Source organism: Undibacterium sp. JH2W, from assembly GCF_049340425.1.
Taxonomy (GTDB): domain Bacteria; phylum Pseudomonadota; class Gammaproteobacteria; order Burkholderiales; family Burkholderiaceae_D; genus Undibacterium.
Window position 1 is genome coordinate 126,761 of record NZ_JBMPOT010000003.1, and the last position, 21,288, is coordinate 148,048.

General features: G+C 49.9%; 21 protein-coding genes. 8 read left to right on the plus strand and 13 right to left on the minus strand.

Going from position 1 to position 21,288, the window contains the following annotated elements:
• Positions 1 to 4 precede the first annotated feature (4 nt).
• The 6 genes from ACO0LC_RS05085 to ACO0LC_RS05110 all read right to left on the minus strand — a co-directional run bounded on the left by ACO0LC_RS05085 (position 5) and on the right by ACO0LC_RS05110 (position 5,694).
• Positions 5 to 358: a hypothetical protein gene (locus ACO0LC_RS05085; protein ID WP_423001266.1), complete on the minus strand. Its 354-nt coding sequence runs from the start codon at positions 356 to 358 to the stop codon at positions 5 to 7.
• Between the two features lie 234 nt (positions 359 to 592).
• Positions 593 to 2,023, minus strand: a complete 1,431-nt coding sequence (locus ACO0LC_RS05090; protein WP_423001268.1) for an aldehyde dehydrogenase family protein — start codon at positions 2,021 to 2,023, stop codon at positions 593 to 595.
• 42 nt (positions 2,024 to 2,065) lie between these two features.
• Positions 2,066 to 3,355, minus strand: a complete 1,290-nt coding sequence (locus ACO0LC_RS05095; protein WP_423001270.1) for an FAD-dependent oxidoreductase — start codon at positions 3,353 to 3,355, stop codon at positions 2,066 to 2,068.
• A gap of 2 nt (positions 3,356 to 3,357) precedes the next feature.
• The gene (locus ACO0LC_RS05100) at positions 3,358 to 3,633 is read right to left on the minus strand and encodes a 2Fe-2S iron-sulfur cluster-binding protein (protein WP_423001272.1); all 276 of its coding nucleotides are present in this window, start codon (positions 3,631 to 3,633) and stop codon (positions 3,358 to 3,360) included.
• A complete protein-coding gene (locus tag ACO0LC_RS05105; protein WP_423001274.1) occupies positions 3,626 to 4,753 on the minus strand; it encodes an NAD(P)/FAD-dependent oxidoreductase in 1,128 nt (375 codons plus the stop codon). The genes ACO0LC_RS05100 and ACO0LC_RS05105 overlap by 8 nt, the downstream gene beginning before the upstream one ends.
• A 44-nt stretch (positions 4,754 to 4,797) precedes the next feature.
• Positions 4,798 to 5,694: a dihydrodipicolinate synthase family protein gene (locus ACO0LC_RS05110; RefSeq protein WP_423001276.1), complete on the minus strand. Its 897-nt coding sequence runs from the start codon at positions 5,692 to 5,694 to the stop codon at positions 4,798 to 4,800.
• A 568-nt stretch (positions 5,695 to 6,262) separates the two neighbouring features.
• On the opposite strand from ACO0LC_RS05110, the gene ACO0LC_RS05115 reads away from it, so the two are divergent.
• Entirely contained in the window at positions 6,263 to 9,106 is a 2,844-nt protein-coding gene (locus tag ACO0LC_RS05115; RefSeq protein WP_423001278.1) for a TonB-dependent receptor, read from the plus strand.
• A 104-nt stretch (positions 9,107 to 9,210) separates the two neighbouring features.
• Here the strand turns inward: ACO0LC_RS05115 and ACO0LC_RS05120 are convergent, their stop codons facing one another.
• Genes ACO0LC_RS05120 through ACO0LC_RS05150 form a run of 7 tightly spaced genes read right to left on the minus strand, consistent with a single transcriptional unit; the run spans position 9,211 to position 14,040 of the window.
• The gene (locus tag ACO0LC_RS05120) at positions 9,211 to 9,816 is read right to left on the minus strand and encodes a HupE/UreJ family protein (RefSeq protein WP_423001280.1); all 606 of its coding nucleotides are present in this window, start codon (positions 9,814 to 9,816) and stop codon (positions 9,211 to 9,213) included.
• Between the two features lie 55 nt (positions 9,817 to 9,871).
• Entirely contained in the window at positions 9,872 to 10,507 is a 636-nt protein-coding gene (ureG, locus tag ACO0LC_RS05125) for an urease accessory protein UreG (RefSeq protein WP_423001282.1), read from the minus strand.
• A 16-nt stretch (positions 10,508 to 10,523) separates the two neighbouring features.
• Complete coding sequence (locus ACO0LC_RS05130; protein ID WP_423001284.1) at positions 10,524 to 11,204, minus strand: urease accessory protein UreF; 681 nt, start codon at positions 11,202 to 11,204, stop codon at positions 10,524 to 10,526.
• Between the two features lie 2 nt (positions 11,205 to 11,206).
• Positions 11,207 to 11,725 (minus strand): urease accessory protein UreE, encoded by a 519-nt coding sequence (gene ureE / locus ACO0LC_RS05135; RefSeq protein ID WP_423001286.1) that lies wholly within the window; start codon positions 11,723 to 11,725, stop codon positions 11,207 to 11,209.
• A 3-nt stretch (positions 11,726 to 11,728) separates the two neighbouring features.
• The gene (gene ureC, locus ACO0LC_RS05140) at positions 11,729 to 13,426 is read right to left on the minus strand and encodes an urease subunit alpha (protein ID WP_423001288.1); all 1,698 of its coding nucleotides are present in this window, start codon (positions 13,424 to 13,426) and stop codon (positions 11,729 to 11,731) included.
• On the minus strand, positions 13,423 to 13,728 hold the full coding sequence (locus ACO0LC_RS05145) for an urease subunit beta (protein WP_423001290.1): 306 nt from the start codon (positions 13,726 to 13,728) through the stop codon (positions 13,423 to 13,425). Before ACO0LC_RS05145 ends, ureC begins: the two co-directional genes overlap by 4 nt.
• Before the next feature lie 9 nt (positions 13,729 to 13,737).
• The gene (locus tag ACO0LC_RS05150) at positions 13,738 to 14,040 is read right to left on the minus strand and encodes an urease subunit gamma (protein ID WP_110253278.1); all 303 of its coding nucleotides are present in this window, start codon (positions 14,038 to 14,040) and stop codon (positions 13,738 to 13,740) included.
• Between the two features lie 103 nt (positions 14,041 to 14,143).
• Between ACO0LC_RS05150 and ACO0LC_RS05155 the strand changes: the two genes are divergently transcribed.
• From ACO0LC_RS05155 to ACO0LC_RS05185, 7 genes are all read left to right on the plus strand, one after another.
• The gene (locus ACO0LC_RS05155) at positions 14,144 to 14,365 is read left to right on the plus strand and encodes a hypothetical protein (protein ID WP_423001292.1); all 222 of its coding nucleotides are present in this window, start codon (positions 14,144 to 14,146) and stop codon (positions 14,363 to 14,365) included.
• A complete protein-coding gene (locus tag ACO0LC_RS05160) occupies positions 14,358 to 14,960 on the plus strand; it encodes an RNA polymerase sigma factor (RefSeq protein WP_423001294.1) in 603 nt (200 codons plus the stop codon). The genes ACO0LC_RS05155 and ACO0LC_RS05160 overlap by 8 nt, the downstream gene beginning before the upstream one ends.
• Positions 14,957 to 15,466, plus strand: a complete 510-nt coding sequence (locus tag ACO0LC_RS05165) for a hypothetical protein (protein WP_423001296.1) — start codon at positions 14,957 to 14,959, stop codon at positions 15,464 to 15,466. Before ACO0LC_RS05160 ends, ACO0LC_RS05165 begins: the two co-directional genes overlap by 4 nt.
• Before the next feature lie 85 nt (positions 15,467 to 15,551).
• Complete coding sequence (locus ACO0LC_RS05170; RefSeq protein ID WP_423001298.1) at positions 15,552 to 16,769, plus strand: hypothetical protein; 1,218 nt, start codon at positions 15,552 to 15,554, stop codon at positions 16,767 to 16,769.
• Positions 16,770 to 17,159: 390 nt separating this feature from the next.
• Positions 17,160 to 18,233, plus strand: coding sequence for a threonine ammonia-lyase (locus tag ACO0LC_RS05175; RefSeq protein ID WP_423001300.1), 1,074 nt, complete (start codon positions 17,160 to 17,162; stop codon positions 18,231 to 18,233).
• A gap of 135 nt (positions 18,234 to 18,368) precedes the next feature.
• Entirely contained in the window at positions 18,369 to 20,159 is a 1,791-nt protein-coding gene (locus ACO0LC_RS05180; protein ID WP_423001302.1) for a DUF885 domain-containing protein, read from the plus strand.
• Between the two features lie 180 nt (positions 20,160 to 20,339).
• Positions 20,340 to 21,284, plus strand: coding sequence for a VTT domain-containing protein (locus ACO0LC_RS05185; protein WP_423001304.1), 945 nt, complete (start codon positions 20,340 to 20,342; stop codon positions 21,282 to 21,284).
• The last annotated feature ends 4 nt before the right edge of the window (positions 21,285 to 21,288 follow it).

A 21,288-nucleotide genomic window follows, 5' to 3' on the forward strand; every position in this document is an offset into this window, starting at 1 on the left:
AAATTCAAACAGCTTTACGACGTGAGAACAGAGCGAACAAACCCACCACCAGCAATATAGGGAACAGCAAGGGGAGTAAAGCCAACGCCAACGAACCTAGCACCACAACAAAAACCACACATAATAAAACTGCGACGCCTGCCAATACCAAACCTGTCAGGCTAAGGGCAAAAAAGACTGCCAACACGCCTATCCCGCCAGCCAGCATTACACCAAAGAATCCACCTACCCCATCGATATGATCCCCATCAATTTGCACATCCATGCCATGAAAAGAGTACAGGGCTATCATGGTAAAAACCAGGATAGATACGAGAATGATGGCGATGCGTTTATTTGTTGTGATATTTGATGTCATGATGGGCTCCCTGGATAACTTTGTGAATTGGATGATTTCTTGTGTTCTGTGATTCGATGTAAGCATCTTATAAAAGAAGCTTCGGCGCTTCCATGCGCATGCGACAGAATGCACAAACCATGGTTCGAACAGTAGATAGCAGGGAGAAATGGCAATAAGCTGTGGTCAATAACTACAAAAAACAAAAAAGCAGCCATTAGCTGCTTTTTTGCTTGCTATAGAGCGGCGATAAACTCAGCTACCGGTATAACTGGTCTTCATCGTGGTAAAGAATTCTACTGCAGCACTACCTTGCTCGCGGGCACCATAACTTGATGCCTTGCTGCCGCCAAATGGTACATGGTAATCCACCCCTGCGGTAGGCAGGTTGACCATGACCATACCAGCTCGCGCATGACGCTTGAAGTGCGTCGCATATTTCAGCGAAGTTGTGCAAATACCGGCAGTCAAACCAAATTCGGTATCATTCGCCAGTTGCAGCGCATGCTCATAGTTTTTAGCTGGAATCACTGACGCTACTGGTCCAAATATCTCCTCCCTGGCGTGCTGCATGGCCGGATCGCAGTCAACAAACAGAGCAGGATTGAGGAAATAGCCATCTGTCTCACGTGACAGGCGTTCCCCGCCAAAAGCCAGTTTGGCACCTTCATCTTTGGCTATCTGTATATAGCGCAAATCCTGGTCCAGTTGAGATTGATCAACTACCGGGCCTATATCTATACCAGCTTGCAAGGCATGGCCCACTTTCAAGCTCTTCAATTTATCCACCATCGCAGCCACAAAAGCCGGGTAAATCTGCTCTTCAACAATGAGACGTGAAGACGCAGTGCAACGCTGGCCAGTAGAAAAATAAGAGCCCTGAATTGCTGCATTGACTGCAACATCCAGATCCGCATCAGCCAATACCACGAGTGGATTTTTACCGCCCATCTCCAATTGCACTTTGGCGCGACGAGCCGCACAAGCGGCAAGCACCCTGCTGCCAGTGCCGACGGAACCGGTAAAACTGATGGCATCAACCCTGCTATCCTTGCTCAAGGCTTCGCCAACAATACGACCGGGTCCAGACAAGAGATTGAAGACGCCAGCAGGTAAACCCGACCGGCTGATGATCTCAGCCATGGCCCAGGAACAGCCTGGCACCAATTCTGCCGGTTTCAAGATTACAGTATTGCCGTAAGCCAGTGCCGGTGCGACTTTCCAGGCTGGGATGGCGATAGGGAAATTCCAGGGAGCGATAATGCCGACGACGCCCACAGGTTCGCGGGTGACGTCGACATCCACACCAGGGCGCACCGAAGCCAGTTTGTCGCCGCGGATACGCAAAGCTTCCTGGGCAAAAAATTTGAAAATGGCAGCGGCACGACCTACTTCACCAATAGCTTCTGGCAAGGTTTTGCCTTCCTCACGGGCTAACAGCTTGCCGAGTTCGGCTTTGCGCTCATTGATTTCCGTGCCTATCTTGTCAAGCGCATCTGCGCGCTGCTGTACACCGGAATTGCGCCAGCCTTCTGCAGCATCGCGTGCAGCAGTGATCGCCAGTTCCACTTGCTCATGGCCTGCACTGGCATATTCATCAATCACATCACCAAGATCAGAGGGGCTGCGAGTAGTGGTAATGCTTGCACCTTCCTGCCAGCCACCATTGATATACAATTGCTTCATCTTCATGTTTCCTTATTTGTCGTTGTTATTGCTTATTGTTCGCTATTGTTCGTTATTGCTCGCCACACTCAGGCTGGCCAGGGTTGATGTTTTTGTTGGAAAAACCGGTTGCCGCAAACCAGGCGCATCCCAGCCAAAAATAAATTGGCAGGCTGCACCACAGATACGCCCCTGACATGCACCCATCCCTGCCCTGGTCATCAGTTTCGCAGTACGCCAGTCGTTATGCTCAGACAACTGTTTGGCACTAACGTCTTCACACCGACAAACCAAAGTGTCAGACCTGCATAACTTGCGTAAGCTGCTATCCAGCGCAAAACTTTGCTGTAGCAAATCAGCGAATTGCCTGGCATGATTGCGGCGTTGTACATCATCTTGCGCGACTGACAGCCCACTCGCCGCCAAACCGGCAATGTGCCCTTCTGCCAGTGCCTTGTCAACACCACCTATGCCACAAGCCTCACCTGCAGCCCACACATCCCCACGGGTAGTCATTTGATTAGTATCAACAACAATTCGGCCATCGGCAATTTCGCAAGCCAGCAAACCTGCCATTTCCAAATTGGGTAACAAGCCAAATCCGCATGCCAGTAAATCACAGGCCAATTCAATTTGCTTACCATTATGTTGCAAGCTAATAGTGCGCAAGCTTTGCTCGCCGTGTGCCTTCACCACCCGTGCATCATGGCGATAATGCACGTGTTTCAGTTGCCAAAACAGTTTCAGCGACTGCATCAATTTGCCGCGATGTCCCTTAAGCAGGGCCACGAAGAACCCGAACAAGTCTCTGGTACTTTTCGTTTCGACTATGCTGACGACTTGACCACCTGCGCGAACTACAGATTCGGCGACTGCCAATAACAAAGGGCCACTTCCCGCAACAACCACCCTTTTTCCAGCCACAGGCATGCCAGCCTTGATCATGGCCTGCAAACCACCGGCACCCGTGACGCCTGGTAAAGTCCAGCCAGGGAAAGGCAACAGCAATTCACGGGCACCACTACAAACGATCAGTTTGTTCCATTTAATTTTTTGCGCGCCATCTGCAGTCTCAAGCAAAAATTCATTGCTGCCAGTGACCGCAACTATGCGCACGCCATAGACGATGCGCACGTTCAAACAATTTGCCAACTCGCTCCACAAGTCATGCGCCCTTTTGTCGCGCCATAGTCTCGGCCCGCCACGCCAGATCTGTCCACCTGGCGCCTGGTTTTCATCAATGACGGTGATAATGGACGATTGTCCTGCTGCAGCCACCGCTGCAGCCAATCCTGCCGGGCCAGCACCGATAATCAGGATTTCGGTAGAAAACGGTAACATCGCTGACACCATACTTAAGCTCCCATACCGGCGGTTTCGGTATTAATCACCATGCCCGAGCGGCAATATGCTTGACAAGCCAGTTGATGCGACTGGCCATTAATACGTACCCGGCATTCCTGGCAAACGCCCATGCCACAGACGGCAAAACGGGCTTGCCCGGAAACTGACTGACGCGTTTGCATGCTGTCAAAACGCATTAAGGCCGCAGCAACACTCATTTCCGTAGTCGCCTCAAACGAAGATCCGTTAATCCATATTTTTGCGATTGTGGTTTGCTGTTCACGCATATTTCAAGCTCCGCACAGGGAAAAAACGTTCTGGCAAATAGGGCTGATAATCGATAGTTCCAGCCCGGTTGGCAATCTGGTCCGCCAGCATGTGTGCCGTTGCCATCGCCGTTGTCACCCCCAGCCCTTCATGTCCTGCCGCCAGCCAGACACCGGCCAATGCAGGATGTGGCCCTATGATGGGCCTGCCATCGGGTGACGCCGGACGCATACCTGCCCAGGCACGTATGATTTGCATATCAGCCAGACAAGGTAATAATGTCATGGCTGACTGCAAAACTGCCCCCAGGGCCCTGGCATCCAGGCTGGTGTCGGTTTGCTGATCCTGGCGGCAAGAACCGATCAGCCACTGCCCGCTTGTTCTTGGCTGCACATTCGCTGCCACTGCCAGCGCGTCAGCAGTCATTGCAGCCTGTCCATAATTCATACTGACAATTTGATGTGAGAGGCGGCCTGGATAACGATCCGTGATCGCCAGATGACCTTTGCGACCAAACACGGCAATTTCAGGCAACAACCTGGCCACGTCCAGGCCAGCCGCAACAATGATGATGTCTGCCTGCAGCTTACTGCCATCTGCAAAGCTCAGTTGGTTTGCTGCCAGCGCATCTACACGCTTGCTCAGGATAAGCTTGCCGCCCCGCTTGACTAAAAGCTGGGCCATGAAATGCGCCAGCTTGGGTGGATACACCACGCTGTCGCCAAATACCCGGACGCCACCAGCCAGACCAGGACGCAATGCAGGTTCCAGTTTTTGCACCTGCTCACCGCTTAAAGCCTCAGCACGCCATAGCCTGGAATTCAACGCCTGCGCCCGGTGATGGGCTTCTCTTAGCTGCTCTTCATTCTCTGCCACCCATAATGTGCCACATTGACTTACTTCAGCCACATTAGGAAATTCAGTAAAAAACTCTTTCCACAAGCGCAGAGACAAAAGACACAAGTCCAGCTCCTGCTCGCTTTCATCAAGAGCAACCAGATGCCCCATCCCAGTTGCTGTCACACCACAACCAGGGGCGGCAGCATCAAGCAAACTGACTTGATAACCTTCTTCCTGCATTTTTAAGGCACAGGTGGTGCCGACGATGCCAGCACCAATGACACACACTGTCGTCTTCATAGGCATGCTTCCTGTGCCATCTCACACTGATGTGATAAAAATGATTAATTGAACTTTGGCAAAACCGGGCGTTGAGCTAATGAGGCGCTGACAACCTGCTCTACCCGACTGCGCAAGGCGCCATCCAGCGGCAAGCGCGGCGCACGTACACGGTCATTGGAATCAATAACCAGCGCCTCCACCAGTTTAATGTTTTGCACCAGATAAGAAGAAACATCCAGATCCAGCAAAGGACGGAACCAGCGATAAATATCCAACGCCTCGTTATAGCGGCCTGCCTTGATGAGGCGATAGATCGCCACCGTTTCATGCGGGAAAGCCACTACCAAACCTGCTACCCAACCCGTTGCGCCTGCAGTCAGCGCTTCAAAAGCCAGATTATCGACACCCGTGAACAAGTCATAACGATTGCCCAGGCGGTTGATGATTTCTGTGGTGCGACGTATATCATCAGAAGATTCTTTCACTGCGACAAAGCGCTTGTCGTCAGCCAGTTCTTCCAACATGTCGGTCGTTACATCCACACGATAAGCCAGGCGGTTGGAGTAGATCATGATAGGCAAATCGCCAGCATTGGCAATACTGCGCAAAGTCGCCACCGTTTCACGGTGATTGGTATGATAAATCGTGCTAGGCACGACCATCAAACCATCGGCACCAGCTTTGGCGGCTTTTTCTGCCAAAGCGCATGCATCGCGCGTTGCAGCCTCAGCCACAGTCAGGATGGCTGGCTGCTTGCCAGTCACTTCCTTAGTCAACTTCAAGACATCAATGCGCTCTGCATGCGACAGCAAAGGCCCTTCACCCAAAGAACCGCAAGCGATCAGACCATCGCAACCGGCATCCATCAAATAACGGAAACAGCGCTCCATTTCCTTGAAGTCCAGCGTATCGTCCTGGTTGAATTTTGTCGTTACTGCGGGAATAACACCTTGCCACATGGTATTTGCCTTGCTTTCTCCGGCGAGACCGGTCAGTTTTTGAACATCAATTAAATGAGGAACTTGTCACCGACAGCATCAGGAGCAAGCCATCAGATTGAGATGGATACCCCAGCTTTTCGTCTGTTGCCAAGTTCGAACATGTCAAAGTTTATGCCCGCAAGAGCATGTCGTCTTGATGTTTGTATGCATTTTCAAAGACGAAATCGGCATAGCCGCACATCTTGAAGATTAATCACTTTCCTTACTTGCTTTTGCAGATTTCCCTACATACCGCCGCAATGTTATTACCAAATAAGCAATATATTCATTACCAATGAAGCAAAATCACAGTTCTCATTCATTTGATATTGGCACAAACAACTTGCTTATTTGAAACTTAGTATCCAAAAGAACACACAATACAAATTTTTTTGTAGAAAGCAAATAGTTATAGTTGACCCAACAATGTTAAAAATGTTTTCATATCCAGCTGCGCCAATAAACCAAGCAATTGATTTATTAAGTGCCACAGATAAATTTCACTTGGGAAATTTACCAAGTCGACTTACTTTGGAGAAAAGTTGTAATGTTAAAACAAACAGTGTTGTCGCGATCTTTACAGATCATGTTTAGCGGTAGTCTGGTAGTTGGCTTGGGTGTAGTAGCTTTACCTGCCATGGCACAACAATCAGAAGCTGGTGATAAGGTTCAACGAGTAGAAATTACTGGCTCGAACATACGCCGTACTGAAAAAGAGACACCAAGCCCAGTACAAGTACTGACCTTGCAAGACATGAAAGCCAGCGGTTATACCGACGTTTCCAGTGTTTTACGCAATATCACTGCCAATGGCCAGGGTACCTTGAGTCAAGCCAATCCTGGCTCTTTCTCAAGTGGCGCATCTGGTATCGCCTTGCGTGGACTGACCGTCGGAGCAACCCTGGTGTTGATCGACGGCCATCGCATGGCACCATATGCCTTGTCGGATGATGGTCAACGTAGTTTCGTCGATATTAGCCAGATTCCATTTGATGCAATCGAAAGAATTGAAATTCTGAAGGATGGCGCGTCTTCAGTCTATGGCTCTGATGCGATTGCGGGCGTTGTCAATGTCATCCTGAAGAAAAAATTTGTTGGCACAGAAATATCCGTCGAAACTGGCACGAGTTCCCGTCGCGACGGGACTACCCTGCATGCATCAGGCATTTATGGCTGGGGTGACTTGGATAAAGAGGGGCACAATGCCTATCTGTCCGTCGAATACCGCAAGCAAAACAAGATTTTGGTGGCAGATCGCAAAGCAGATTTCACTAATACAGATTGGAGCAGTATTGGTGGTGTCAATCAGACAGAAGGTTTCGTCCGTCGCCCAGGCTATCAGCCACGCAGCGCCACAGGTTATTTCATTGATCCAAACACAGGTGAAATCAGTGGTTTTTTACCAGGCTGTGACGCGACTTTATTAGCAGCAGGTAAATGTACTTATAAAGTGCCAACACAATTACAGCCTGAATCACAAAATATCAATATAGTCGGCTCGTTTGTACAAAAGTTGGGAAATGACTGGCAATTGAATTTGAAAGGCTCCCTGTTTAACTCTAAATCCAATCAAGTCAATAATTACCCTGGCACAAATGTTAACAATGGTAATGGCGGTCAAGTACAAATCGCTTATGGCCCAAATCAATTACCGTCAGTGAATGGTCCGTATTCATTCACTGTGCCTGCAACCTACCCTGGCAATACAACGGGTTCACCTCAATGGTTGCAATACAACTTCGTCAACCTGGGCCCACAAAGAACAGATGTTGACTCCGATACTGTTCGTCTGACCGGCGATCTTACTGGTACTATTGGTAGTTGGGATATAACAGCTTCTGCTGGTTACACCAAGAACACTGTCAAGCAAACCATTTATGGCGCATTGAATTTGGCCAATTTGCAAGCTGCTTTGAATGACACAAAAAATCCTTATCTGGTTGGATTGGCTGCGGGCAGCAACACTGCGGCGCAAAATGCTGCCATCGCTCCACCTGTAGGTGCCAAGGCAACCGACATACTCGAATATGTCAGCCTGCGCGGCAGCCGTGAACTGATGACACTACCAGGTGGACCTCTGTCGATTGGCCTGGGTGGCGAGTTCACCCACAGGGAATTAAACGCGCAAGCACCAGCATCTGCACTGAATGGTTCACAATTGGTGAATAATTCTTTTGCCATCGGCAATCAGAATATTTCTGCGGCATACATGGAATTGGTTGCACCAGTCTTGAAAAATCTGGAACTCGATGCGGCCGTGCGATACGACAAATACAGTGGAGGCAGCAACGCGACCACGCCTAAGTTTGGTGCTAAATATTCGCCAATCAAGGAATTTACAGTACGTGGTACTTTTGCAAAAGGCTTCAGGGCACCGAACCCGGCTGAATCTGGACAAGCTGGCCAGTCCTTTTTTGCAAATACCTATCAAGATCCTAAGCTTTGCGGTAATGCAGGTACCGACCCATCGGCAACGCCTGGCAACTACCCTGGCCAATGTGCAGTCAATTTAACAGGTGTACAACTGCCAGGTAAAAACCTGCAAGCTGAAAAATCCAAGTCATATACTCTGGGCTTGATTTTTGAGCCTAGCCAGCAATTCAGCCTGACGACAGACTTCTATAAAATTCGCATCGATAACCAGATCATCTCGTCATTGAATGATCCTACTTACGATCCTGAACCATTCATTGTCCGAGGCACACCTGTTCCACAACCCTATGTCTTGCCAGACGGTACGGTAACTACCAGAACACCACCGATAGGCAATGCTATTTACTCACCTTATCCGTATGAAAATGCACAGTACACTGAAGTATCCGGTGTAGATCTGAATGCACGCTGGACACTGAATCTTGAATCTGCTGGCAAGATTTCTACAGATTTGACACTCACCCATATGCTGAAATATGAACAAGGAACTGCAGGTGCTGCACCAGTGCGTCTTGAAGGTACGCATGGTCCATCTGGCATCTCTGGCAATACCGGTAATCCCAAAGATCGGGCCCAACTGGTTACAAGCTGGGAAAATGGTCCTTACAAGGTGGCAGGAACTGTCAACTGGGTAGGTAGCTACAGTGTGGTTGATCCTACCAATCCAGGGCTGGTTACCTGCGATGGTGCAATCCACAACGGTAGCGGCGCTTTCCGCGGTACCGTACCTGCACAATATTGCAAAGTGGATAGCTTCGCGACTTTGGATCTGTATGCCAGCTACAAATATGGCAAAAACTGGTTGTTCCATGCTTCCATACAAAACCTGTTTGATAAACAACCACCACTGGACTTCCAGACTTATGGCAGCGCCACAAGTACTTACTACAACCCAGCCTTACACCAGGCTGGCGCGGTTGGTCGTTTCTTCAACATAGGTGCATCTTATAAGTTCTGATGCCATAAAGATGGCATGCAAGGATACGCATGCCATCTTGCCTATTGGTAGTTAAAAACGGCAATATCGTATCAACGTTATTGCCGTTTTTTTTGCTGATCAATTCAAATCAGCTTCGACACAAAGAACAAGCCTGTCATTGCAATCCCAGTACCGGCAACACGGTTCAATTTCTCTGTCAGAAAGCGCTTTGCAGTTAGTGCTGCCAGCAAGCCACATATGTGTAACAAAATCGTAGACAAGACTAAACCTGCAATAAACCAGATCGCTGACACGCCAGCGGCCATTTCCCTGGCATGTACATAGCCATGTGCCAAAGCAAACACGCTTATCAGCCCTACGCTGATAAACAACGGCAATTTGATGGCAGCGGCAATCAATAAACCCAGTATCAGGACGGAAACAGCAATCCCTTCCTCAACACCCTCTATTTGTATGCCCTGCATGTCTAGCCACGCTCCTAGCAACATTGTCAGGGGAAACGTCAGCGGCAATATCCATAAGGCCCGACCGCGTTGCTGTGCCGCCCAAATACCCACAGCCAGAATTGCCAGCAAATGATCCATACCCATCAAGGGGTGCAAGAAACCTGCCTCAAATCCATTGACACCATGCGATGCACTCACATGTGCAAATGCAGGTGTCAATATGCCGCTTAAAGCAAACATGAGCATTGCTTTGACCAAGCCAGGGTTGGATCCTTGTTTCATATGCGCTCCTTTTTTCAATGAAAATGCCGCTCTCGCAGAATAGAAATGGATGGATTCAGTCATCCAGTAAGCCTTGTTTGCGTATGAAGCTCACGACTGCCTCCAATCCCTCACCAGTACGCAGATTGGTAAATACAAAGGGGCGCTCGCCCCGCATACGCTTGGCGTCTTGTGCCATGATGTCGAGATTGGCGCCCACATGCGGTGCCAGATCGGTTTTATTGATGATCAACAGATCAGAACGGGTAATACCAGGCCCGCCCTTGCGCGGGATTTTTTCTCCACCAGCCACATCAATGACGTAGATGGTCAAGTCAGACAATTCAGGACTGAAAGTGGCCGCCAGATTGTCACCACCTGATTCAACCAGTATCAAATCAAGATCAGGGAAGTCTGCACTCATGCGGGCTATCGCTTCCAGGTTGATGGAGGCATCTTCACGTATGGCTGTGTGTGGACAGCCGCCTGTTTCCACGCCCATCAAACGCTCGGCAGGCAAGGCATCTGCACGCAGCAGGATTTCCATGTCTTCCTTGGTGTAGATGTCATTGGTGATGACGGCCATTTCATAATGATCACGCATGCTTTTGCACAGCATTTCGCAGAGTGCAGTTTTACCGGAACCAACCGGACCGCCTATGCCTACGCGCAGGGGATTTGGTTCTGAAGATGTATGTGTTTGGGTGTTCATTTTATTGTTCCTATTTTTATGATCTATACAGACGGCTGTACTGCACCTCATGTTGCATGGACAGCAAAGACAAACCTGGTGCCCAGTTCGATAATTGATCATCTTCCAGTTCTTGTGCCAGTCTGGCTGCTTTTTCCAGTTCTGGCCGCAACGACAGCAGCAAACGCTGTCCCGAAACCTGGCCCAGGGGGATGGATTTCACACCCACCAGCACCTGATTTTCTGCCCACGAAAACAGCATGCCCAGCAAGACTGATTCCGGTGGCACCTGCAAGGCAGCGGCGGCAGCGGCCATGGCTGTGGGCAAAGGCAATTCATGCTGCGCCAGCAATATCGCCAGTAGCTCAGTATCAGCAATCTTCAAGTCGCTCACCAGCTTACCCAGCGAATAACCCATCTGTATGCTCTCTGCCCGAAATTCTGCCGTGTCCCTGGCCGCAATGAACAAGCTGGTCCAGTGCGATACGGCAACCAGATCCCTAGTCTCAAAAGCCCGTAACAAGCGCCACAATACTGGCGCTTCAAAACGCGCCACCACTTCATGCAGACAATTGATGATCCATTCCCTGGCTGTGGCTTCATTGCGCACCAGGCCCTTTTCTATCGCCGCTTCCATCCCTTGCGAATAGCTGTAGGCACCAATAGGCAAAGACGGGCTGGCCAGTTGCAAGAGATGGAGTAAGGCTGCAGACTCCATACTCAAGCCTTGTTGTCTGAAGGACGGTGTATGCGCTGACGCAAAGGTATTGGTGCCAATGGGTTATGCGGATGCCCGTCATCGCCACCATGATGATGGCCGCCACCATAGGCACCTGATTCAGGCTCGAAACTGGCCTGCTCTTCAGTGACGACTGCGCCCAAGCCCTGCAACATTTCCTTTAGCACCGGGTCTTTGCGTATGCGCAAAAAACCGTCGCCGACCTGCGCCTGGGTATGCCGGTTGCCTAGATGGAAAGCACAGCGCAATAAATTAAAAGCAGTATCACACTCCACTTTATATGTCGGTTCAGCAGCGGCTATCACTTCAATCACGCGGCCATCATTGCCCAGCATCAGGTCACCATGGCGCATGACTGTACCGCGCACGGTAAACACGGCCACATCTTCACCGCTGGCAAGAGTAGCACGCAGACGGCTTTTTTCACGCAACTCATACGGCAAGACCAGTTGCCCGGCGATGCTCTCGGCAGTCGCTATCTTTGTTTGTAATGTCAGCATTGTTTAAAATAAAAAATAACGTTGAGCCATGGGCAGGATTTTTGCCGGTTCACACACCAGCAATTCACCATTGGCACGTACTTCATAGGTTTCAGAATCGACTTCCATTTTTGGTGTCAGGCTATTGTGTATCATGTCCTTCTTGCGAATCTGGCGCGTGTTTTTAACAGCAATCAGGGTCTTGTTCAGCTTCAGTTGTTCTGCCAGCCCGGCGTCCAGCCCTGCCTGCGAGACAAAGGTAAACGACTTTTTCAGACCACCACCAAAGGCACCAAACATCATGCGGTAATGCACAGGTTGTGGCGTTGGTATCGATGCATTCGGGTCACCCATCTGGGCAGCGGCGATCATGCCGCCCTTGATGATCATCGAAGGTTTCACACCAAAGAAAGCTGGCTTCCACAAGACGATGTCAGCAATCTTGCCTACTTCCAGTGAGCCTACTGCATGGGCAATGCCATGGGTCAGCGCCGGATTGATCGTGTATTTGGCGATATAGCGTTTGACGCGGAAGTTATCGTGACGTGCATTGTCTTCTGCCAGCGAACCTCGTTGTTGCTTCATCTTGTCTGCCGTTTGCCAGGTGCGCATGATGACTTCGCCTACTCGGCCCATGGCCTGGGAATCAGAAGACATCATGGAAATGGCACCGATATCATGCAAAATATCTTCAGCCGCGATGGTTTCGCGCCGTATGCGTGATTCGGCAAAAGCAATGTCTTCTGCAATAGCCGGGTCCAGGTGATGGCAGACCATGAGCATGTCGAGATGCTCATCTAGGGTATTGACGGTGTAAGGCCGGGTGGGATTGGTGGAAGATGGCAGTACATTCGCCTCACCCACAGCTGCAATAATATCGGGCGCATGGCCACCACCCGCACCCTCGGTATGGAAGGTATGGATAGTCCTGTCCTTGAATGCCGCCAGGGTGTGTTCAAGAAAGCCACCTTCATTCAACGTGTCACTATGAATGGCAACCTGCACATCCATAGCGTCTGCCACGGTCAGGCAATTATCGATAGCTTGCGGTGTGGTGCCCCAGTCTTCATGCAGCTTCAAGCCTATGGCACCAGCCCTGATCTGCTCTTCCAGCGGCAAAGGCAGGCTGACATTGCCCTTGCCCATAAAACCCATGTTCATGGGAAAAGCATCTGCCGCCATCAGCATGGAATGCAAGTGCCAGGGGCCTGGGGTACAGGTGGTTGCCGATGTGCCGGTCGCTGGGCCAGTACCACCACCCAACATGGTGGTGACGCCACTCATCAATGCTTCTTCAATCTGCTGCGGGCAGATAAAATGAATGTGTGAATCGATGCCACCAGCCGTTACGATCTTGCCTTCACCTGCAATGATCTCGGTCGCTCCACCAATTGCCATATCAACGCCAGACTGTATGTCGGGATTACCCGCCTTGCCTATGCAGGCAATCAAGCCATTTTTTATGCCTATGTCTGCCTTGACTATGCCCCAGTGATCAATGATGACGGCATTGGTGATGACCGTATCCATGACTTGGTCATGCGGCCTTTGCGACTGCCCCATGCCATCACGTATCACCTTGCCACCGCCAAATTTCACTTCTTCACCATAGATGGCAAAGTCTTTTTCAATTTCTATGAATAGATTGGTATCCGCCAGACGGATGCGGTCACCCGTGGTCGGCCCAAACATTTCAGCATAGGCATGACGTGAAATTTTCATAGCGCCCCCATGACTTTGCCACTGAAGCCATAGACTTTCCTGTCACCTGCCAGGGCCACCAGTTCTATGCTGCGCTGTTGTCCAGGTTCAAAACGTATGGCCGTGCCAGCAGCAATATTGAGGCGCATGCCGTAGGCCAGTTGGCGCTCAAATTGCAGGGCAGGATTGGTTTCATAAAAATGAAAATGTGAGCCTACCTGTATTGGCCTGTCGCCGCTATTGGCTACAGCAATGCTGACGACGGCCCGGCCTACGTTCAATTCTATATCCCCATCCTCTATCAGAGTTTCGCCTGGTATCATGGTTTTATCCTAAGGAATGGGGTGATGGACGGTAACCAGCTTGCTACCATCCGGGAATGTCGCTTCGACCTGGATATCAGGAATCATCTCTGGTACGCCTTCCATGACATCGGCACGGCTAAGTATTTGTGTGCCTTCCGACATCAGCTCAGCTACCGTCCTACCATCGCGCGCACCCTCCATGATGGCGGCCGTGATCAGGGCAACTGCTTCCGGGTAATTCAGTTTCAGGCCACGTGCCTTGCGCCTTTCTGCCAGCAAGGCAGCGGTAAATATCAGCAACTTATCTTTTTCTCTGGGTGTCAGATCCATATTTTTCTCAATTATCTTTCGGGTAAAGCCGTTTCAGGCTGAACCGCTTAAGTAGGCAGAATCATTATTTGTTCATATTTCTAAAATAACAAGCAACGACCGCTTGCAAGTAGAAGCTCCCCCCACAAAAAGCATTATGAAAAGCAACACAGCAAGTTTCGAACCAAGGCTAAATAGCCTGCCTTACGAAACGGTGCACCAAACAGTAGCAAATCATCCCCAGATTGGTGCACAAGGAAAGAAAACTCATCAGCAGAAAATAATTGGAACTTTTAAAGCCTCTCAAGGTAATACCTTAAAACAACCAACAAATAAACGTGGATAAACAAGAGACAGATTTCAGCTTGCTGACACAAATGCGCGACGGTGATGTTGCTGCATTTCAATGTCTGTACCAGCGCCATCAGGGGCCCATCTATCGCTACGCCCTGATGCGTTGCGGCCAGACAGCGCTGGCAGCCGATGTGGTGCAAGATGTTTTCATGGGTTTGTTGAGCAAGTCCTACCTCTATGACGCAGGCCTGGGCAGTTTGCAAAATTTTTTGTTTGGCGTAGCCAGGAATTTATTATTGAAACAGGACCAGACAGAACGCCGCCACCAGCCATTACCAGGTGATAGCGAAGAAGATGGAGAAGAAGTCTTGATGCGTGAAACAACAGAACCAGCAGACGCTATCTTCCAGCAACAAATGACTGAGCATGTGCGGCAAGCAGTCTCTGTACTACGCCCTCATTATCGCGACGTGATTATTTTGTATGAATTGCAGGAACTGTCGTACGCAGAGATAGCCATGATTTGCAACATAGATATAGGGACAGTGCGCTCGCGCCTGTCACGGGCACGTGCCGCTATATTGCAATATAGCGAAAGACTGGGTTGGCGACCCGATATTGCCGAAAAAACTGGAACACAAAGATGAAAGAGCACATGAATACCCCACCGGACGCCAGCGCAACAGGTGCCGTGCTGGACCAGCAATTCAGTCTCTTGCGTAAGGATTTGCAGGAGTTGAATGTACCAGCATCTACCGAACAGGCGCTATTGCTGGCGTTTGCCCAACAACAAGCCAAGGAAAAAAAGCAGGCGCGTAACAAACGCTGGCGCCCCTGGCTGGCTGGTTTGTTGACGCTCAGTGGCAGCTTTGCCCTGCTCATGCTGACAGTCATGTTCCCGGCATCGCAGCTTCAATTGGCCCCTGACAGCAGCGCAGTTTCAAACTCGGAACTGCCACCATTTGTCGCCCTGGTGCCGATGGAGCGTCTGGATGAAGGCACCCCTCACATAATGGAAACTGAAGTGCCAGCTGCCTGGCTGGCCAGTTTGGGCATGCCTGTCAGCCCTGAAATTGCTGGTGAGATGGTGCGTGCTCAGATGCTGGTGGATGCGGAAGGCTCACCTTTGGCCATGCGCCTGCTCAAAAATTAATGTATCTGTTTTGAGCAAAATTTTTAATTTCGACATTGATTCTTTTATTTTAACCACCTTTAACCATGAGTAAGAGGGAAACATCATGACTATCAAACTTCCAATATGGGTCCTTTTGAGTTATTCATGGACTGTGGCACAAGCAAATCTCATCAACGACAATCCGGCGCCAGTTGCGCCAGAAAAAAAGCAAACACACCTGCAACTTGAAGTCCATCGGGTTACTCCGCTTGCCCCCATGCCACCTCTAGCACCCATGCCTGCTATGCCTGCTATGTCTGTTTTGCCAACCATGCCAGCACTAGCGGCACTGGCTGACTTGCCCGAGGCTGGCACAGTCAATAAAACCATCTCAGATGCGATGAATGCAACAAAAAATGCTACGGATGCCATGAACGCTGTTTTCTCAGGCTTGCAGGACATGCATATGTCTAACACAATTAAAAATGCGGCATATAGCGCAGAAATCATTACCGAAAAAACACAGGCTCTGGCTGACGGCAATCAGATCAGCAATAAAACTTCCAGTTCTGTCTATAGAGATAACGCTGGTCGCACTCGCTATGAAGTACGCGACAGCAAAGGGAACTTGTCGCAAATTCTCATCACCGATCCGGTGGAGAACTCACGCTACATCATCATCCCTGAAAGAAAGACCGTAACCAAAGTGAGCCTGCCAAAGATACCAGACGGGAAAGTCATAGCCGGAAAAGAAAAGCAGGAAGGAAATACAGGTCGGATTTATCTACACACGAATGATGATGAAATTATTATCAAGACATTGAAAAAGAAAACTGATGATAAATCTGAAGGTAACAAAGAGGGACGAGAAGAAGTCAAGGTCATCAATGCAAAATCTGTCAGCTTTGTACAAGGGCCTCATACTGCTGTCATTAATGCGACCGATAATCTGATTAACATCATAAAAACCTCACCGCTCCCAACTGCGTTCATGGACACTCGCTGGAGCAACAAAGCAAGCACCAAAGATATGGGTACAAAAGAATTCGAAGGTGTTCGCGCAGAGGGGAAAATGCGTTCTTATCAAATCCCTGCCGGAGAGATCGGTAATAAAAATCCGATTACTGTCAGTTCTGAAACCTGGTACTCCCCCGACTTGCAATTAACCGTTCTGATCAAACAAAGTGATCCCCGCACCGGTGAATGGAGCTATAGGCTGAACAACCTGAAACGTGCAGAGCCAGCCGCCAATCTGTTTTCTATTCCGGAAGGCTACGCCGTAAGAAACGTCAACCTTGCACAAAAAATCGTTGTGGAAAAACGCGAAGAACAGAAACCCTGATCCCTCTGGCCAGCCGGGCCGTTTTTGCAGGGTTTGTGAGTGGACAGGGCCAGGATTCCCGACCTGCCCTGCCACTTTTTTTAAAGTTGCTTGCCAATATTCCCGGGATTGGTTATAGTTTTCCCATGCACGCAATCCCCCATCCCTTGCTGAACACGAACTTATGCGCTATTGATGCCGCATCTGCTGTCGTGCACGCGATTGCGCTGCCTGTTGTTTCCATCTGCGACATTTCCATTATTCGAATTATTCCGGGTCGTTAAGCTACGGCGTATGCCGGTGCCTGGCGGCCCTTCAGCTCATCCTGTTCTGATTTCCTGAGCGTTTTTACTACCTCTATCACGCTCTTGCTATATCTGATTTTTTGCTGATTTTTATTCTGGAGTTTTTATGTCCCATGTCGCTACTGACGGGCCTGTGCACGCCCCTGGGTTTTTGCCATCTACCTTACTGAATACAGATTTCCCTTATCCTTCTTTGGCCGATATCCGTAAAACAGCGGCGAAATTATCGCAACAGGTATTGCACACACCGGTCTGGCACTGGCAAACCGGGTCTGCTCTGGACAAACTGGAGCCTGATACTGAAGTCTGGTTAAAACTGGAGTTGTTTCAAAAAACCGGCACGTTCAAATTGCGCGGTGCTTTGAATTGTATTTCAGCGCTGGATGCTGATGCGCGCAAGCGTGGTGTGGTGGCTGTCAGTGCAGGTAACCATGCAATGGCAGTTGCCTATGCGGCCAAGCTGGCGGGCGTGTCTTGCAAAGTGGTGTTACCGCGTCATGCCAGCCCTACGCGTATCAAGGCTTGCAGGCAAGACGGTGCGGAAGTGATACTGGAGGCGGACATGCATAAGGCATTCGCCCTAGGGCAGCGTATCGTTGAAGAAGAGCAGCGCACCATGGTCCATCCTTATGATGGGCCATTGACGGCACTGGGAACTGCGACCGTAGGTTTGGAATTGATGCAGCAAGTCGTGCAACTGGATGCGGTGATTGTACCTATAGGTGGTGGCGGCTTGTGTGCTGGCATTGCTTCTGCCGTTAAACAAATAGCGCCACATTGTGCCGTGTATGGGGTGGAGCCTTATGGGGCGGACGCCATGTACCGCAGTTTTCAGTCAGGGCAGGCAGAGAAACTAAGTACCGTCAATAGTGTGGCCGACAGCCTGTGCGCACCCTATGCCTTGGACTACAGTTTCCGGGTGTGCCAACGCTTTGTTGATGAGATCGTCAGGGTCAGTGATGATGAAATCTGCAACGCCATGTCAGACCTGTATCATGATGTCAAACTCGTGGCCGAACCAGCTGCTGCCGTTGCCACTGCTGGCTTGTTTGGCCCTTTACGCCAGCGTCTGGCTGGCAAACGGGTAGCAGTCATCGTTTGTGGATCAAATGTAGAACCGGGCAGGTATGCAGAATTATTGGGAAGAGCCATGACGAGCGAGGAAGAAATCTGTGTTTGAAGCAGATATAGTGCATGGTCGGCAAAAGGCTAAAGTCAACATTTTGCATGAACTTTGGCTTTCGGCATCAGTCGAAAATAAGTTTTAAATACAAGGCTTAAATACAAGGCTTATCGTCCCTAATTAATAAATAAAATGAGACTCATGCGTCAATACACCCTCGCCTCCGTTCTTCGCCTTTCGTCATTGGTGCTGGCTGTCAGCACCGCCTTTGCTCCGATTGCCCAGGCAGGCACTGCCAGCCCGAGCACGGCAGAAACTCAATTCAAAGCCTTGTCTGATCGCTATTGGGAATATTTTCAAAAAATCAATCCAGAAGCGGCGACACTCTATGGTGAATACAAATTCAATGGAAAGCTGCGTGATCTGTCAGAGAAAAATCTGCTAGGGGCAGAACGAGAAGCAAAAGTATTGCTGGATAAAATAAAGGCCATCCCATCTGCCAAGCTGAAACCCGCAGCGCAGACTGACCGTCAGTTACTGATACGCAGCTTGTCAGACCGTCTCAGCAGTTATCAACTGAAAACTTACCTGATGCCGCTAGAGCAAATGAGCGGCGTACAGGCGGCCTTGCCGCAACTGCTGGCGGTCACTCCATTCGAGACTGTGCAGCACTACAAGGACTACATCTCGCGCCTGAATCAAGTACCTCAACAATTCAAGCAGGCGATGCTGTTGGCGAGGAAAGGACAACAGCAAGGCATGATACCGCCTCGCTATATCCTTGAAAAAGTAGCGGTGCAATGCGCTGAAATTGCCGCATTGACTGGCGAGGGAAATGTTTTCGCCAGCCCGCTCAAACGTTTCCCGGCACAATTTACTGAAACTCAGAAAACTGAATTGCGTGCAGCCGTGCTCAAGGCTGTCGATGAAAAATTGCGCCCGGCCTACCAGGAACTAGGACAATTTGTCACCGCAGAATATGCGCCTAGAGGCAGAGATGAACCGGGTATCTGGTCCTTGCCTGGCGGCGAGCAAATATATCGTTTTGCAGTACGCACGCAAACCACGACGAATCTGAGCCCTGAACAAATCCATGACATCGGTTTGCGGGAAGTCGCTGAACTGGAGGCGCAAACTGAGCAGCTGGCACATGTGGCTGGCTATAAAAACACGACTGAATTTCGCGCCGCCGTCAAAGCTGACCCCAAACAAAAACCTGGCTCGCGTGAACAAATTATTGAAAATTATCAGTTTTACACCAGGCAAATGCAAGCCAGGTTGCCTGAGCTATTTGGCGTTTTACCTAAAGCAGATTTAAAAATCGCTGCCATTCCCGATTTTCTGGAAAAAGATGCCTCGACCAATTATCAGCAAGGGACTGCAGATGGCAAACGTCCTGGGCAAGTCTGGGTCAATACCTATAATTTCGCCAATCGCAGTCTGGTTGGCAATGAGTCAACGGCTTATCATGAAGGCGTACCCGGTCACCATATGCAGATTTCCATCGCCCAGGAATTGCCGGATATGCATCCCTTCCACCGCGCCTTGAATGATGAATACAATGCCTATGTAGAAGGCTGGGCCTTGTATTCAGAACGCCTGGGCAAGGAGATAGGATTCTTTCAAGACCCGGTCAGCGATCTGGGCCGGCTGAATGGAGAACTCTTCCGCGCCATACGCCTGGTAGTGGATACTGGCATACATGACAAGCATTGGACACGTGAGCAAGCCCTGGATTATTTTGAAAAGCATGCTGGCATACGACCAGAATCAGAAGTAGACCGCTATGTTACCTGGCCAGGCCAGGCACTGAGCTACAAAATAGGTCAATTGAAAATCATAGAATTACGCAAAAAAACGGAGGCAGCACTGGGGACTAAATTTGACTTGCGCGCCTTTCACGACCACCTGCTCAATGCTGGCCCCTTGCCCCTGGATATGCTGGAACAACATGTGCAGACCTGGATAAACAGGCAACAATAATCCTGAATTGTGTTGTAGCTGCGTGAAGGCGGCCTATGTCCTTGTATGTTAGTAGCGGCTATGCCCTACAATATGTGTTCACACAGATGTGAGCACATATTGATGCTGCCTGAGACTATGAATCCGGCAATATCACACTCTCATGGCTGATCATTCATATCCGGCAAAATTAGGAATCATATGCAACAGGGCTGGTTGTCAGAATTTTTTCGTCAAAACGATAGTTTGATGGTGTTTGTCAACGTCTTGCTGCAGCAACTGGGCTTGCCTGTACCAGCTGTACCAACCATGATGTTCAATGCCAGCCAGGCCACACAATCAACACAATTGCTGGTGCTGTTGATGGCGGCGGTGGCTGCGTCCCTGATTGCTGACCTGATCTGGTATCAGGCAGGAAAGAAGTTTGGCTATAGCGTGCTGAAGTTTTTGTGCAAGATGTCGATCAACCCTGGGTCTTGCGTGAACCAGACAGAAGCAAGGTTTCTTCGCTGGGGTGTGTGGTCGCTGGTGGTCGGTAAATTTATTCCCGGCTTTTCCACGGTCGCGCCGCCGGTAGCAGGCGCTTTGGGTATGCCGCGTACATCCTTCATGCTGGCGTCTGCAGCAGGTGCAGCTTTATGGGCAGGCTTGGCCTTGCTGGCAGGCTTTGCCTTGCAAGCGCAAATTGAAACTGCTTTGGTATTTTTGTCAGCACAAGGTATACGTATTGCCGCCATTTTCATAGGCTTGGTATTGAGCTGGCTAGCCTGGAAATTCTGGCAAAAGAAGCGTTTTGAAAAACTCGCGTCCATCCCTCATTTCAGCGCAACTGAAATGTCAGACACATTAAAAACCAGCGCCCTGCCCCATATCATCGATTTGCGCAGCCCAGCGTTCATTGCAGAAACCGGCTGCATACCGCACGCCATGGTCAGCGAAGTCAAGCAGGTTGGCAATGCTGCGCAACAATGGCCAAGGCATGAAATGATCATCACAATATGCGCCTGCCCTGGCGATGCAGGTGCCGTGCATGCTGCTCACATCCTAAGACAATTGGGCTTTAAAGATGTCAGGCCATTTGCAGGCGGTTTTGATGCATGGCGGGAATTGTCTACCCAACATCCGCACTTGCTGGTCAAGGCCTGAGTAT